This is a genomic window from Parabacteroides sp. KHUB-03 (assembly GCF_056640975.1).
The window spans coordinates 3,586,047-3,602,181 of record NZ_CM153257.1 but is presented as its reverse complement, the minus strand read 5'-3'; the positions used below and the strand labels follow the sequence as shown (position 1 = coordinate 3,602,181).

Here is a 16,135-nt window from a genome sequence, read left to right as displayed (position 1 = left end):
TGTTTTGTACCCGGATATAGTAGTATCTTTATCCGGGTATTTTTGAAAAGTTCCAGATTGATAAATAGTTTAATTATCTGTTATTTGTAGGAAAAAGAGAGTCCTTATTATATTTAAAATGCCAATTTGTAATTGTCAGTTTTTCTAATACTATATCTTTTCCGTTAAACAGAAATTCATATAAATATTTGTGTCCTTTTTTCCATTGGGTTTGTTCCGGTATCAGATATTTATATGATTTTTCGTTAATGATAAAAAGTATTTCTATATCCCCTTTATTAATTGTAGGATGATCAGTAGGCATGACTAATATTTTATGTTTTTCGTATAATTCATGCTTTAATGGAATAAAATGGTCTGTTCTTAAAATGGTTGATACATTAGATGAGTTGTTACAATAAGTAATATTTCCTGTTGTGACATCCAATGTTCCTTTATTGTGTAACATATTACCTCCGGCTTTATTACCGATTTGAATAGCATTAAGTTTCTGCAAACCGGAAATATTTTTATTCAGTTTGATTTGAAATTCTATCAGCGATAAAGCATGCCGCATGGAAAGTAAAACATAAGGACAATAAATGTTTACAGGTTTATGTCCTTTTGCCAGTTTTCCATACATATAGTCTTTTGTTAATGAGGCTACAGGGGAAATATAAATAGGTATGTGTGTTGCTAGATGATTATTTTGATAAGGATGATAAGCATATATTTTTAGCATTTCAGTATCTTTCAGGTAAACCTCCGGGAGAAGTTTCCATTTTATAGCCTTGTCTGTAGAATTGATGGCCAAAGCTTTCACATTTTTGAATTTACAATTTCCTGTACGTAAATCCTCTTTTTTCTCTGATGTGATGTAAAGTCCCATGGTTGAACCGGCAGAAAACTGTTCTGTAAGAGTAATAGACTTGGTCGAAAGAATTTTTGTAGTAATACAGAGCTTTTTCTGGTGCGTACCTTTGGCATAAGATGAAAGATTGTACTCATCAGAGCAACTGGTAATTATAGTCAGTAATAAGACTATTAATAATAATTTGTTCATTTTATTGGGGTTTTTCAGAACTTTTCACATTATAGTTAACATTTAAATGTGATCTATGTTTCTATCAAATAGTATGATAGACGGTTGTATATGTCGAATTGACGAATAAGAGCTTGAATAATAAGACTTCTGTTGAAATGACTTTTTGATGACATTTTGTTAAAGTATGGATTGTCATTTAATTAAATTGTGAAAATAACAAGTTTTTGGGTTGTAAATCGTAAATGTTTTGATTTTCTTGGTATAAGAACCGGCTTTGTCCAAGCTATAGTCAAATAGAAGAGTGTGTTGGCGATAAGTTGAGAGAGTGTGATAACCTAAAATTAAAAATATGGACAAAGCCGGTTTATGTAAACAACATTATTTTCCCGGAATCCAGTTGTCATTTGAAATTTTATCAAGCACTATAGATTTTCCGTCGAAAATCATTTGATATAGGTATTTATATCCTTTTTTCCACTTAGTTTCTGTAGGTATCTGATATTTATAGGTTTTATTGTTAATTATAAATAATGCTTCAATGTCTCCTTTGAGAATGGTTTCGGAGGTTGGAATTACCATCAGTTGCACCGGACTAGAAAATGTTGTTGTTAGTTCTGTCGGACAAGCTAAAGTTAATCTGGTGGAAGCGTTTATACCTGCCGAACCAGTGATTTTACCGGACACTATATCCATAGTTCCCTCGCTGTAAAAGCTTGTTCCTCCTGCTTTGTTGCCTAATTGAATGGCACTTAGCAGGTAACAATCTGTCTTTTTATTGAGCTTTACCTCAAAAGAAATAAGAGATAAGGCATGATTCATGGTTAACATAGCTATTGGAGATACGCTATTAACAGCTTTTTGCCCAGTTGCATGTGTACCATACATGTAATCATCGGTCTGGGAAGCATCCGGACAAATTTTTACAGGAATACGTGTTGCATCAAAATTGCTTTGAGACATATAAGGATAATAAGCATATACGGTTGTTTCTTCCTTATTAAGAAATATTTCAGGATCCTGTCTCCAAAACAATTTGTTGTTTTCCATGTTTGCTACTGCTTTCACATTTTTATAGTCGGTTATTTTACGATATACATTATTTACGTTACCGTCTGTTACATGCAACCCGATGACCGTTTTATCTTTGAACTCTTGTATTAAATATGGAGCTTTTGTTGTTAATACAGTTGTATAAATATTTAGTGGCTTTTCTTTGGACCCAAGACGATCTGCAGGTATCAGATTGTTGTCTTCCGAACAACTGAAAACACCTATTGCCAGGATCATAAATAATAGTAACTTTTTCATTGTTTTATTCTATTTTTGCGTAATTGTTACGAATGCAAATTTCGGGTAGTCCAGATAAAAGGGAGGAGCAATAAATATAAATTGACGATGAAATGGTATAAAAAAGAATGGTTCAAATAATCTGGAAGCTTCATATTGTCTGATTAGAGTGCAAATCAAACATTTAATGGATTAATTTGTTTAAATAGCAAGAGGGAGTTACTATTATGTTGGATAAAATTCAATTCTTATTAAGTTTGCAAATATTGGGGTTCTGCATTTTTGGAGGATTTACTTTATTGTTGAGAGCCCGTGATAACCGTGCAAAGCGTATTTTGGGATGGAGTATGTTTCTTTGGGCTTTTTTGGCAGCTGTTCGCATATCTGTGAATTTGTATGTAGATAATGCAAAAGAGGTATTTGATCCGGATATACTTTTTAGCGGCTGTTTGGTAAGTGCAAGCTTGGCTTGTTATGTGATAGAAGTTCTCCGTCCTGGTTATTTGACTTTAAGACGTATTCTTTACTTTATTAGTCCTGTTTTTACGGGAGGTCTGGCTTTTTTTATTTACAGATTGTCCGGAAGTGAAATACATGTCTATTATACATTGGAAGATGTATTTATCCATTTTAATATAGATATGGTTTTAAGGATACTACTATTATTGTTTACGCTGTTCTATATGGCTTTACCTATTTATCTTGTATTAAAATACAGCAAAGGGTTTACAAAATATTTAAGTGAGAATGTTGCCGACCCGGAAGAATATGATCTGAATTGGCTAAAGAAAATTATGTTCATATTGGTTATTTTATATGTCTTTTATTTGATTCTTTTATTAACAGACAGACCTGTATTGTATGTAATAGATAAAGCGGTACTTCTTATAGTATGGTATTATTTCTTTTATAAAGCATTATTTCTTAAAGTTATTCACTTAGATCATTCTTTTGAAAAAGGTTGGGATATTCCCTATGATGAAGAAGAGGACGACGACCAACATTCAATACTGAATAAACGTTATGTTGAAGAGGTGAATATCTGGTTTGAGAAAGAAAAACCTTATCTAAGGGAAGATTTACGCCTTACAGACCTCCAACGTGTATTTCCGATTAGCCGTTCTTATTTGTCTCAATTATTCAATAAAGAATTGGGCTGTTCATTTTCCGATTATGTAAATAGGTTCAGGGTAGAAGAGAGTAAACGTTTGCTGGAAGCCGAGCCTATGACCAGTATCCAGGAGATAGCCGAACGTTCGGGTTTTCATTCAATAAGTACCTTCAGACGTGCATTTGTAAAGAGTACGGGTGTCATGCCGTCTGAATATAGAAAGTAATTGACATGGTTGGTTTCTTTTTTACTTCTATCATATAGCATCCGGGGAACTGGTCGATTAATATCTCCGTTATGATTTTTTAGAATCATAGTTATGGTTTGATGAAATCATAACTATGAATGACTGACTAGTCCTAAATAACCGTAACGGTTATTTAGGACTAGTCAGTTTTGCCGAGCTATCAGACGTTGAATCTGAAATGCATAATGTCGCCGTCCTGTACAACGTAGTCTTTGCCTTCCACGCTCATTTTTCCGGCTTCCTTCACTGCGGCTTCCGATCCGTATGAAATATAGTCGTCGTACTTGATTACTTCTGCACGGATAAAACCTTTCTCAAAATCGGTATGGATAACACCGGCACATTGTGGGGCTTTCCATCCCTTTTCGAATGTCCAGGCACGTACTTCCTGTACACCTGCAGTCAGGTAAGTCTGTAGGTTCAACAGGTGATAGGCGGCTTTGATCAGGCGGTTAACACCCGATTCTTCCAGGCCGATTTCCTGTAAGAACATCTGGCGTTCTTCATACGTTTCGAATTCAGCTATTTCGCTCTCGATTTTGGCTGCTACTACTAGTATTTCTGCATTTTCGTCTTTTACAGCTTCGCGTACGGCCTCTACATATTTGTTACCGTTTACGGCACTGGCTTCGTCTACATTGCAAACATACATAACCGGTTTGCTGGTTAGCAAGAACAGTTCGCGGGCAATTTTCTGTTCGTCTTTAGTCTCGAAAGTGACTGTGCGGGCACTTTTGCCTTGTTCTAGTGCTTCCTTGTATTTTAGAAGTACTTCGTAGGCCTGTTTAGCCTGCTTATCGCCACCTGTTTGAGCTTGTTTCTGTACTTTTGCAATACGGCTGTCAATGGTTTCCAAATCCTTTATTTGCAGTTCGGCATCAATAATTTCCTTATCGCGTACAGGATCTACAGTACCATCTACATGTACAATATTTTCGTCGTCAAAGCAGCGCAATACATGAAGGATGGCATCAGTTTCGCGTATATTAGCCAGAAACTTGTTACCCAACCCTTCACCCTTGCTGGCTCCTTTTACGAGGCCGGCAATGTCTACGATTTCTACTGTGGTGGGAACTATCTGTTTCGGGTTGATCAGTTCCGCCAGTTTATTCAAACGTTCATCAGGAACGGTAATAACGCCTACATTCGGTTCTATTGTGCAAAACGGAAAGTTTGCCGATTGTGCTTTTGCATTTGATAAGCAGTTGAAAAGAGTAGATTTCCCTACATTGGGAAGACCTACGATACCACATTGTAATGCCATTTATTGTAATTTAATTATTTAATAATCTTGACCTGAGGCTGCAAATGTACAGATTATTTGTCAAAGTTCATCATAAGGAAAAGTGTGTTTCTTGGTGATTTGATGTAGTTTTCGTGATTGATACGAAGCACCAGCCCTGCCTGTGAGGTGTAACGAACATAGACAGGGTATTTGTATACTTATATAATTGTGTTGTTGTAATGATAATATTAATGTGCTTCCAGCCAGTTTGTGCCTTCTCCACAGTCTGCTATGAGAGGAACTTGAAGTTTGATAACACCTTCCATTTCTTCCAGTACGATTTGTTTTACTGTTTCTAATTCGTCTTTGTAGACGTTGAAGTTAAGTTCGTCATGTACCTGAAGGATCATTTTGCTTTTGAGTTTTTCTTTCTCAAAGCGGTTGAATATACGTATCATTGCTACCTTTATAATATCGGCTGCGCTTCCCTGGATAGGAGCGTTGATGGCATTTCGTTCGGCATAACCTCTGACAATAGCATTGTGAGAGGTTATGTCCGGCAAGAAACGTTTACGCTTGAAGATTGTTTCTACGTATCCTTTTTCTTTCGCATTGGCAATACTTTCATCCATGTATTCTCTTATACGGGGATAGCTCTGGAAATAACCGTCAATCAGTTCTTTTGCTTCCGCACGCGGAATGTTTAGTCTTTCTGATAGACCGAATATGGAAATTCCATAGATAATACCGAAGTTGGCTGTTTTTGCTTTGCGGCGCATATCGCTGGTAACTTCTTCAAGGGGTACTCCGTATATTTTAGCGGCCGTAGCAGCATGAATATCAGCTCCGCTGCAGAAAGCATCAATCATGTGCTGATCGTTGCTTAAATGGGCCATAATACGTAATTCGATCTGTGAATAATCGGCAGAAAAGAAAATACAGTTCGTATTATCCGCGGTAAAGGCCTTGCGGATTTCACGTCCCAACTCGTCGCGAACCGGTATGTTCTGGAGATTTGGGTTGGTGGAACTAAGGCGCCCTGTAGCTGTTACTGCCTGATTATAGGATGTATGTATTTTCCCTGATGTGGGCCTGATTAGCTCGGGTAGGGCGTCTATATAAGTACTAAGTAGCTTTTTCAGTCCCCGGTATTCAAGTAATTTACCTATGATAGGGTGCTTACCACGCATCTTTTCCAATATATCTTCGCTGGTGCTGTAGTTACCGGTTTTTGTCTTCTTTGCCTTTTCTTCTATTTTCAGATGGTCGAAAAGGATTTCTCCTACCTGACGGGCAGAGTTAATGTTGAACTTTTTGCCTGCCATTTCATATATTTCCTTTTCCAATGCTACCATGACAATAGAAAGCTCTTCCGAAGATTGCTTTAATGCGATGGTGTCTATCGTTACTCCTGTTGCTTCCATATCTGTTAATACATATATTAGAGGCATTTCTATATCGTAAAATAATGAGTCGATACCTTCCTTTTTTAGCTCGGGAGCAAAATAGTTGCGGAGTTTAAGTGTAACGTCAGCATCTTCGGCTGCGTATTCGGATATTTTGGAGAGAGGGACGTCACGCATGGATAGCTGCTTCTTGCCTCTTGTACCTATCAGTTCTTCAATGGGGATCGGTTTATATTTGAGATAGGTCTCTGCCAGATAATCCATGCCGTGGCGCAATTCCGGATTTAATAAGTAGTGGGCTATCATTGTATCGAATAACGGACCAGCTACTTTTACTCTGTATTTTCGAAGTACCAGAATATCGAATTTGATATTTTGTCCTATCTTTTGTATTTTTTCATTTTCCAGGGCAGGGGAGAAGCGGCTTACTACTTTATCAGCTTCAATGGAATTTTCCGGAACAGGGACATACCATGCCTCATTTTCTTTTACTGCGAACGACATGCCTACCAGCCCGGCGTTTAGAGGATCGATATTATCTGTTTCCGTGTCAAATGCGAAAAATTCCTGATTCTCTAAAAAGCTTGCTAAATCGTTTTGTTTTTGCTCTGTATCAGCAATATAATACTTATGGGAGATTGATCTTAAGTCTGCGAGAGTTGAATATTTTGAAGCACTCGTAGTCTCGACTTCAAATAAGCCAAAGAGATCGCCTTGAAGAGGTTGTTTTGGTAAAGGTTTTTTAACTTCTTCGGAAAGTTTGTTGATAAAGGTCCTAAATTCCAGTTCGGTGTATATTTTCGTCAGTTGTTCTACATCCGGTTTTTCGCGAATATATAGATTTGCATCAAATTGAATGGGAACATCCGTTTTAATTGTTGCCAGGAATTTTGAGAAACGAATTTGCTCTGCATTTTTTTCCACCTTTATTCTTTGTGCACCTTTTAGCTTGTCGGTATTGGCAAGCAGGTTTTCTATAGTACCAAATTCGGTAAGCAGTTTTTGGGCAGTCTTTTCTCCAACGCCCGGACATCCGGGAATATTATCCGATGTATCTCCCATGAGCCCCAGCAAATCAATGACCTGTTCAGTAGAAGTGAGCCCGTATTTATTTAACACTTCTGGCACTCCCATTATTTCGTAGTCGCCTCCAAAACGGGGACGGTACATGAAAATATGATCTTCTACCAGCTGTCCATAATCTTTGTCCGGTGTCATCATATATACATCGAAGTCTTCTTTGGCTGCTTGTTTGGCAATTGTTCCTATTACATCGTCTGCTTCATAACCGGCTACTTCCAGGATCGGGATATTGTATGCCTTGATTATATTCTTAATGATGGGCACAGACTGCTTGATTACTTCTGGCGTTTCTTCCCGTTGCGCTTTGTATTGTTCGTAAGCTTCGTGCCGGAATGTAGGTCCGTGTGGGTCGAATGCTACTGCTATATGGGTTGGGTTTTCACGCTTCAAAATATCTTCTAGACTATTTATAAAACCGAAAATAGCGGAGGTATTAACTCCCTTGGAATTAATGCGCGGAATCTTTATGAAAGCGTAATACGACCGATAAATCAATGCGTATGCATCTATGAGGAATAACTTCATTGCTTTTAACACGTTTTAGTGGGACAAAATCTTGGTAAATGTACGAAAAAAGTCGCTTACTCGATAGTTTTTGTTACTTTTGCGAATCTTTGAACAGATTATGGATGATATAAGGAAAATAGCAGAACCAGTTGCGACCGAGTTTAAACAATTTAATGATGACTTTGCCGCTTCACTATGCAGTGAAACCCGCCGTTTGCAGTCGGCTATTGATACAATATTGAATTCTACCGGTAAGCATGTCCGCCCTTTACTTGTGCTTCTTGCTGCCAAGGCTTGCGGACAAGTAAACGAAAACACGATTAACTCTGCTGTTTTACTGGAGCTGCTCCACACGGCAACCCTTATTCATGATGATGTAATAGATGAAACGAAACAACGTAGGGGAGTGCCGTCGCTGAATGCAATTTTTGACAACCGCATATCTGTACTTGTAGGCGATTATGTTCTTTCTACGGCCTTGATCCGTTCTATCCAAACCGGTGATCTTCGTATAATCGGCATTGTCTCTAATCTTGGACGCGACTTGTCGGAGGGGGAAATCAAACAGCTCGAAACTGCGGAAGAGAGTATACTGGATGAAGCTTGCTACATGCAGGTTATTAAAAAGAAAACGGCAACTTTACTTTCTGCCTGTACCGAAATCGGTGCAATTTCTTCCGGTGCATCCGCTGAAACCATATCAATTTGTCGTCGTTTTGGTGAATATCTGGGCTATTGTTTCCAGATTAAGGATGATATATTTGACTATTTTAAAGAAGCTAATATCGGAAAACCTACAGGTAACGATATCCGCGAAGGAAAGGTTACATTGCCTTTATTGTATGCTTTGCGGACAAATGAAAAAGAAGCTGCTCCTTATTTAAGGATAATCTTATCAAAGGATTTTTCTGCGGAAAACATAGATGCTTTGATCGATTTTGCTAAAGTAAACGGTGGTATTGAATATGCCGGAAAACGCATGAAGGAGTTTCACGAAAAGGCTGTTTCCGTTCTGGATGAACTACCTGAATCAGCAGCCCGCGACGGGTTATTCCTTTTGGCCGATTATGTGATGAATCGAAAAAAATAAAATTGACTTTCTTTAGTTTACTTATTTATGAGGCAAAAATTATTTGTAGGGCTAATAATATGCCTGTTTTGTTCCCAATTAATAAAGGCACAAGGAATAGATGTACGTGCCGGTCTGAATCTTTCTACTTATCTGAATGCTGAAGGATCGCGTATAAGGCCGGGAGCAAATCTGGGTGTTCTGGGAGATATTAAGCTAAGCCGTTATTTTCATTTGCAACCTGGACTTTTGCTGAATGGACGTGGGGCAAATACTAAAGTCTATTCAGGAATCAAAGGGTCTGTTACCGGTTACTGGCTGGATATTCCTCTTTATGCTTCTTTCCGCATACCATGTGCTACTAATACCGTTCTCAAAATTAATGCGGGCCCTTATTATGGAGTCGGATTATTCGGTAAAACAACGGTGAAAATGGATGGTATATCCGTGTCGGTTAATACCTTTGGAAAACCGGATAATGATTATATCCGTGGAGAAGTTGCTACCCGCCAGGATTTAGGTGTTGCCCTGGAACTTGGTGTTGAATATGGTCAGTATTTGGCTTCCTTGGGCTACATGCAAGGTTGTACGGATAATTTGAATGCAGAAGGAACAAAGAATTTTCTGCTCTCTCTATCGGTTGGATATAAGTTCCGGTTCGGAAAGAAATAAGATGCTTGCCTGTCTCTAAAAGGGGAGGCAAGGAAAATGAAAAAGGCCGGCAACTTTTTTGATGAAGTTGCCGACCTTTTTTTGTTTAAATGCAGACAAGGGGTTGTTTTAGCCTTGTTGTGTGTTAAATGTTTGTAATATAGTTTTTTATGTTAAAATCAAATGCTTTTGTATATCAGCAACCAGACTACTGGCTCCGATACGGAATAAATCTTTGGTGAGCCATTCTTCTCCCAATATTTCTTTTACTATGGTATAATATTTAACGGCTTCTTCGGAAGTGCGTACACCACCTGATACTTTAATTCCGACCTTCTTTCCGGCGATAGATTCGTATGTTTTTACGACTTTGCACATCGTATATACAGCTTCCAGGGTTGCTCCCGGATATCCTTTGCCTGTTGATGTTTTAATGAAATCAGCACCACTATAAATGGCCAATATGGATGCCTTCCGGATGTTATCGGCTGTTGCCAAAGCACCAGTCTCCAGAATAACTTTCAGATGAGCTTCTCGGCAACTTTCTTTTATTTCTTGCAGTTCTTCTGCTAGTTCCTCGAAATTATCTTCCATGAAATACCCCAGATTCAGTACTACATCTATTTCGTCAGCTCCTTCCATAACGGCCATGGCAACCTCTGCAATCTTTACTTCTGCAAAGGTCTGTGAAGCGGGAAAACCAGCGGCTACAGAAGCTATTTTTACCTCTTGTGCTGTTAGTGCTTGCTTTACAGTCTCAACAAACAGGGGATAGGTACAGATGGCTGCTACATTCGGAACATCGGGCCGGGTTCCTTCAAAATCATTTACCTGTTCTACCATCTGCCAGATGCTTTCTTTTGTATCTAAGCTTGTAAGAGAGGTGAGATCGATGCAACCGTGTATGAATTTTAACACTTCAGGGGTGAAGTTGGCTTTGTAATTCTTTTCAATCAGTTTATCTATAGTTGCTTTAATCTGTTCCTCCGGTTGAGCCGGTTCAAACTTATTGAATGCTTCGTGATACTTGTCTGCGTGAGAGGTTTCATGATCGTGTCCGCACTCACAGTCGTGGGTATGTTCGTGTGCCATAAATTATAATTTTTTATTGTTGATATGTCGTTCTTTATCGCGATTGGTTTTCTTTTGTAAATTCTTCTCGAAGGCTGCAGTCAGATCTACGCCCGTTTGATTGGCCAGGCAAAGTAGTACCCAAAGAACATCGGCCATTTCATCGCCCAGATCCCGGTGCTTGTCGCTTTCCTTAAACGATTGTTCGCCATAAGTACGTGCCATGATACGTGCCAGTTCGCCTACTTCTTCGGTAAGAATCGTCATGTTGGTAAGCTCATTGAAGTAGCGAACTCCGTAAGTCTTAATCCAATTGTCAACCTTTTGTTGAGCTTCTTGTATAGTTATTTCCGCCATTTGTCATTCTTTGTTTTGCGAGTCTATAAGAATAGTAACAGGCCCGTCGTTTAATAGTTCAATCTTCATGTCGGCACCAAACGTCCCTGTGGCTACTTCTTTGCCCAGTTGGATACCCATTTCGGCACAGAAAGCCTCATACATCGGGATGGCAAAGTCTGGTTTGGAAGCATGGATGTAGGAGGGGCGGTTTCCCTTTTTTGTAGACGCATGCAGTGTAAACTGGCTTACTACCATGACTTCTCCCTGAATTTCTGTTACTGAATGGTTCATTACTCCGTTTTCATCATCAAATATGCGCAGGTTTGCTATCTTTTTGCAAAGCCATTCAATGTCTTCCTGCGTATCGCGATCTTCAATGCCTACAAGGACTAGCAATCCTTTTCCGATTTTCGATTTCAGTTGCCCGTCAATCGTTACCGAAGCATATTGTACGCGTTGTGTTACTGTTCTCATCTTATATATTTTTCTCTTTTTATTGATTTACGAATAATCCTTCCTTTAAAATCTTTGCTTTGGCTTCGCCTATTAGCTTCTTTAGCTCCTCAAAATCGGCTTCCCTGATGCGTTTTACACTTTTATATTGACGTAAAAGTACGGTTTTTGTCTTTTCACCGATGCCTTTTATACTATCCAATTCTGAGGCGACCTGGGTTTTGCTTCGCTTATCTTTATGGAAAGAGATGGCGAAACGGTGTACTTCGTCCTGCATGCGCGTCAGAAGATGAAACAGAGGGCTGTTTAGCTGCATGCCTATCGTCTCCGGTGGAAATCCGAATAACAGTTCCGATGTACGATGTTTTCCGTCCTTTGCCAATCCTGCTATTGGAATAGTAAGCTGTAGTTCGTCTTCAATAACGGAACGTACAACTTCCATTTGCCCTTTGCCTCCGTCTGTTATAATCAGGTCGGGCAGGGGAGTATTTTCTTCTTTGGCACGTAGATAACGGCGGCGTACAACTTCTTTCATGGAAGCGTAGTCGTCCGGGCCAACAACTGTTTTGATATTGTATTTACGATAATCCTTTTTTGAAGGTTTTCCCATCTTAAATACGACACAAGCTGCAACTGCGTCGCTTCCTTGTATGTTGGAGTTGTCAAAACATTCGATGTGTGCAGGTAATTTGGGCAGATGCAGAGCATCCTGAATCTCCTTTAAAATGCGCGTAGTACGTTGCTCCGGATTTAGTTTCTCGGATTGTTTCAGGCGGTCTACCTTGAATTGTTTTACGTTCATTTCTGATAGTTCCAACAGTTTCTTCTTGTCTCCCCGCTGTGGGATAGTAAAGGTTATGTTGCCAAGCTCCATTTCCAATTCAAAAGGTACAATTATTTCGCGTGCTGTGCTCTTAAATCGTTCCCGCATTTCTATGATGCCTAAACTTAGAAGCTCTTCTTTCGATTCATCCAGCCGCTTCTTGTATTCAAATGTGTAAGCTTGGACTATTGCACCGTTGCCGATATGCATGAAATTGATATAAGCCGAATTTTCGTTTTCTGCAATAGAAAATACATCTATATTGTGCAACATAGGTGTTACAACGGTAGACTTAGCCCGATAATTTTCTATAACTTCGTACTTTTCTTTTACCTTCTGAGCTTCTTCAAACTTCAATTCTCCGGCAAGTGTCTGCATTTCTTCATATAGCATCTTGCTTATCTGCGAAATATTTCCGCGTAATATTTCTTTTATTTCGGAGATATTCTTTTGGTATTCTTCCCAGCTTTGTAGTCCTTCACAAGGGCCTTTGCAGCGTTTGATGTGATATTCCAGGCAAATCTTATAGCGTCCTTCGCGAATAGATTCCGGTGTAAGGGGATATTTGCAGGTGCGTATCGGATAAAGTTCCTTTAGCATTTGCAGCATTACTTTAGCCGTAAACAGGGAAGGATAGGGGCCATAGTATTGCGATCCGTCACGTATAATGTTTCTTGTTTGGAATACGCGTGGAAAATATTCATTCTTTACTACGATAGAAGGATAGGTTTTGTCGTCTTTCAGCAAAACGTTGTAGCGCGGACGATATTGCTTGATTAAATTATTCTCAAGCAAAAGAGCATCTTCTTCCGTATCTACCACTATATATTTAATGTCGCGTATTTGCTTTACAAGTACGCGTGTTTTGTTGCTGTCGTGTTCCTTGTTGAAATAAGAAGATACGCGGCGTTTCAGGTTTTTGGCTTTGCCTACATATATTATAGTTCCCTTTTCGTCAAAGTATTGGTAGCATCCCGGTTTTTCCGGGATGACAGAGAGGATCGTTTTAATATGTGTTTCTTTATCTATTGCCATTGTTATTGCCTTTGTCTTCCGCAAACCCAGTCTTTTAGCTACGTTTGCTGAAGTAATGTTTCACGTGGAACAATTTGCATATTTTTCTTATCTTCCCAAAAGCACCAGCAGAATATTGATGTCGCTTGGCGATATTCCCGGAATCCTGCTTGCCTGAGCAATGGTGTCCGGATCTATCTTTGTTAACTTCTGGCGTGCTTCTGTGGATAGAGATTGTATGGAATTATAGTCGAACTTACCTTTGATACGAATGTTTTCCAGGCGGTTTATTTTATCTGCTATGATTTGTTCGCGTTTGATATAGCCGCTGTATTTAATTAATATTTCGGCAGCTTCGATAATTTCTTCTTTTCGTGAAGCAGGAACTTTGTCCAATTCGGAACGCAAAGCAGGAACCAGTTCTGCAATATTGGTTAATGTCGTTTGAGGACGCACAATCAGATCGATCAGTTTGCAACCGTGGGCTAGGGGAGTTGTCCCCAATTTCTCTAATCCCTCATTTATATATTGAGGCTTTACGGAATAATTCTCGCAAAATTGGATAATAGCATCCCGGCTGTCTTTCTTTTCTTTTAACAGGTCGTAGCGGTGCTGCGTAGCCAGTCCCAACTTATGCGACTTTTCGGTAAGGCGCATATCGGCATCATCCTGACGAAGCAAGATTCTGTATTCTGCTCTCGAAGTAAACATGCGGTAAGGTTCGTCTACACCCTTGGTTACAAGATCGTCGATCAAAACGCCAATGTAGGCTTCGTCTCGTCCCAATATAAACGAGTCGCCGCCGTGGCAGTTGATGTGCGCATTGATCCCGGCTATCAGCCCTTGTCCGCCTGCCTCTTCATATCCGGTGGTTCCGTTGATTTGTCCGGCAAAGAACAGATTCTTGATTTGCTTCGTTTCCAGATTATGGTTAAGCTGTGTAGGATCGAAGAAATCGTATTCTATGGCGTATCCCGGACGATATATCTGTATATCGCGGAAAGCCGGTATTTGCTGTAAAGCACGTAGCTGAATGTCCAAAGGCAAAGAGGATGAGAAACCGTTCAGATAATATTCTTGTGTTGTCTCTCCTTCCGGTTCCAGGAATAGCTGGTGTTGCGTTTTATCCGCAAAAGTAATGATCTTTGTCTCGATACTGGGGCAATAACGCGGCCCTATGCTTTGAATCTGCCCGTTGTATAGTGGCGAATCGGGAAGCCCCTGGCGAAGTACTTCGTGGCAAGCCTCGTTTGTATAGGTTGTCCAGCAGCTTAGTTGCTTTAATACTTGGTGGGGCGTGTCAAGATATGAAAATTTATGGAAATCGGTTTCGCCCGGCTGTTCGCCCATTTCATCGAAGTGTATGCTCCGGCCATCAATGCGTACCGGTGTGCCGGTCTTCATTCGTTCTGCTTTTATGCCTAACGATACCAGTTGTTCGGTGATACCTTTTGAAGCCGGTTCCGCAATGCGTCCTCCTCTTATCTGAGTACGGCCGATATGTAATAAGCCATTCAGGAAGGTTCCGTTTGTAAGGACTACCGCTCCTGCTTTAAATTCTACATGCATGCCGGTGCGTACTCCACATACACGCCCGTTTTCTACGATGAGTTCGTTTACCATATCCTGCCAAATGAACAAATTGTCGGTATTCTCAACAATACTTCTCCAACAGTCTATAAAGCGTGCACGGTCACTTTGAGCGCGTGGGCTCCACATTGCCGGTCCTTTACTTCGGTTCAGCATGCGGAACTGGATGGCGGTTTTGTCCGTCACTATTCCCATTTGTCCACCCAAGGCATCTATCTCGCGAACGATTTGCCCTTTGGCTATTCCTCCTACTGCAGGGTTACAACTCATCTGGGCGATCTTATTCATGTCCATTGTTATCAACAGCGTTTTCGATCCCAGATTAGCCGCCGCCGCCGCCGCTTCACAGCCTGCATGTCCGGCACCTACTACAATTACGTCATAATTAAAAGTCATTGTCGTAAATCTCTATATTTCTTTTGCAAAGATAGTCAGATTCGGGTAGGTTTAGACATCTATACTTTTCTTTTTGCATATAGGAGAATCTATTTCAAAGTATAGGATAATTTATTCTTTTGAGCAGCCGGAATTTAATTTCTACCAAGCTAATAATTAATTTTGTCCTGGGAAGAAATTAATTTTGACCCGGGTCAAAAGAATAATTATACAGGATCTTTTTCTTAAATAGTGCTGTGTTTTAATTTAGTAAATCGTAACGGTGAGTATAATCAACAGTGTAAGAAGGCTATACCGGTTTGTTTAGCCGTTATAAAGAAGTAGTTGCTGTATAAAAGAGACGTTAGGTTATGAAATACGACATTCCTTGGGCAGGATTGCCAGTGCTTTATTCTCGTTGGCTTCCATGATTTCGCGCTCGCCTGGCCCTTTGTCATTGATGCCACAAAGATGCAGTATTCCGTGAATAATAGTCCGGTGAAGTTCTTCTCCATAATTGGTGTGGAAAGTTTCTGCATTTGTCTTGACCGTATCGAGGCTGATAAACAGATCTCCCGATATGCGGTTCCCGTTTGTGTAGTCAAATGTTATGATGTCGGTATAGTAATCGTGCTGTAGGAATTGGCGGTTTACTTCCAGTATCTTTTCGTCCGAACAAAAGATATAACTGATATTCCCCACGGTTTTACCATATGTTTTAGCAACCTCACGCACCCATCCGCTTACGGCTTCCTGATGGATGGATGGCAAATTTATGTCTTCGGCAAAGTAAGCTATCATTGTTTCTTTTTTTGCAAAAGTACGATATTCTTCCGATTCGGTTATACGCAATGCCGTTT

General features: G+C 39.8%; 13 protein-coding genes. 3 read left to right on the top strand and 10 right to left on the bottom strand.

The genetic code is table 11. The annotated features are described in order from the left end of the window. Positions 1-73: 73 nt before the first annotated feature. Complete coding sequence (locus tag ACYIB7_RS15375) at positions 74-1,042, bottom strand: fimbrillin family protein (RefSeq protein WP_103982863.1); 969 nt, start codon at positions 1,040-1,042, stop codon at positions 74-76. 360 nt (positions 1,043-1,402) lie between these two features. Continuing rightward, positions 1,403-2,332: a fimbrillin family protein gene (locus ACYIB7_RS15370; RefSeq protein WP_103982864.1), complete on the bottom strand. Its 930-nt coding sequence runs from the start codon at positions 2,330-2,332 to the stop codon at positions 1,403-1,405. A 206-nt stretch (positions 2,333-2,538) separates the two neighbouring features. On the opposite strand from ACYIB7_RS15370, the gene ACYIB7_RS15365 reads away from it, so the two are divergent. Beyond that, positions 2,539-3,648 (top strand): AraC family transcriptional regulator, encoded by a 1,110-nt coding sequence (locus ACYIB7_RS15365; RefSeq protein ID WP_103982865.1) that lies wholly within the window; start codon positions 2,539-2,541, stop codon positions 3,646-3,648. A gap of 181 nt (positions 3,649-3,829) precedes the next feature. Here the strand turns inward: ACYIB7_RS15365 and ychF are convergent, their stop codons facing one another. Together ychF and polA are read right to left on the bottom strand one after the other, a co-directional pair. After that, complete coding sequence (gene ychF / locus ACYIB7_RS15360) at positions 3,830-4,933, bottom strand: redox-regulated ATPase YchF (RefSeq protein ID WP_099464771.1); 1,104 nt, start codon at positions 4,931-4,933, stop codon at positions 3,830-3,832. A 209-nt stretch (positions 4,934-5,142) separates the two neighbouring features. Next, positions 5,143-7,908 (bottom strand): DNA polymerase I, encoded by a 2,766-nt coding sequence (gene polA / locus ACYIB7_RS15355; RefSeq protein WP_103982866.1) that lies wholly within the window; start codon positions 7,906-7,908, stop codon positions 5,143-5,145. A 100-nt stretch (positions 7,909-8,008) separates the two neighbouring features. Here polA and ACYIB7_RS15350 point away from each other — a divergent pair, with 100 nt between their 5' ends. Both ACYIB7_RS15350 and ACYIB7_RS15345 read left to right on the top strand, forming a co-directional pair. Next, the gene (locus ACYIB7_RS15350) at positions 8,009-8,980 is read left to right on the top strand and encodes a polyprenyl synthetase family protein (RefSeq protein ID WP_480337688.1); all 972 of its coding nucleotides are present in this window, start codon (positions 8,009-8,011) and stop codon (positions 8,978-8,980) included. Between the two features lie 27 nt (positions 8,981-9,007). After that, positions 9,008-9,631: a porin family protein gene (locus ACYIB7_RS15345; protein WP_103982868.1), complete on the top strand. Its 624-nt coding sequence runs from the start codon at positions 9,008-9,010 to the stop codon at positions 9,629-9,631. A gap of 147 nt (positions 9,632-9,778) precedes the next feature. Here ACYIB7_RS15345 and deoC read toward each other — a convergent pair whose 3' ends face one another. The 6 genes from deoC to ybeY form a co-directional block, all read right to left on the bottom strand. After that, positions 9,779-10,702 (bottom strand): deoxyribose-phosphate aldolase, encoded by a 924-nt coding sequence (gene deoC, locus ACYIB7_RS15340; RefSeq protein ID WP_103982869.1) that lies wholly within the window; start codon positions 10,700-10,702, stop codon positions 9,779-9,781. A 3-nt stretch (positions 10,703-10,705) separates the two neighbouring features. Then, positions 10,706-11,038: a nucleotide pyrophosphohydrolase gene (locus tag ACYIB7_RS15335; RefSeq protein ID WP_480337686.1), complete on the bottom strand. Its 333-nt coding sequence runs from the start codon at positions 11,036-11,038 to the stop codon at positions 10,706-10,708. A gap of 3 nt (positions 11,039-11,041) precedes the next feature. Then, positions 11,042-11,494, bottom strand: coding sequence for a D-aminoacyl-tRNA deacylase (gene dtd / locus ACYIB7_RS15330; protein WP_103982871.1), 453 nt, complete (start codon positions 11,492-11,494; stop codon positions 11,042-11,044). Between the two features lie 19 nt (positions 11,495-11,513). After that, positions 11,514-13,331 carry an excinuclease ABC subunit UvrC gene (gene uvrC / locus ACYIB7_RS15325; RefSeq protein ID WP_103982872.1) on the bottom strand — a complete coding sequence of 606 codons (1,818 nt, stop codon included), beginning with the start codon at positions 13,329-13,331 and terminating at the stop codon, positions 11,514-11,516. 87 nt (positions 13,332-13,418) lie between these two features. Then, entirely contained in the window at positions 13,419-15,296 is a 1,878-nt protein-coding gene (mnmG, locus tag ACYIB7_RS15320) for a tRNA uridine-5-carboxymethylaminomethyl(34) synthesis enzyme MnmG (protein ID WP_103982873.1), read from the bottom strand. A gap of 348 nt (positions 15,297-15,644) precedes the next feature. Beyond that, the gene (gene ybeY / locus ACYIB7_RS15315) at positions 15,645-16,076 is read right to left on the bottom strand and encodes an rRNA maturation RNase YbeY (RefSeq protein WP_099464883.1); all 432 of its coding nucleotides are present in this window, start codon (positions 16,074-16,076) and stop codon (positions 15,645-15,647) included. Positions 16,077-16,135 lie beyond the last annotated feature (59 nt).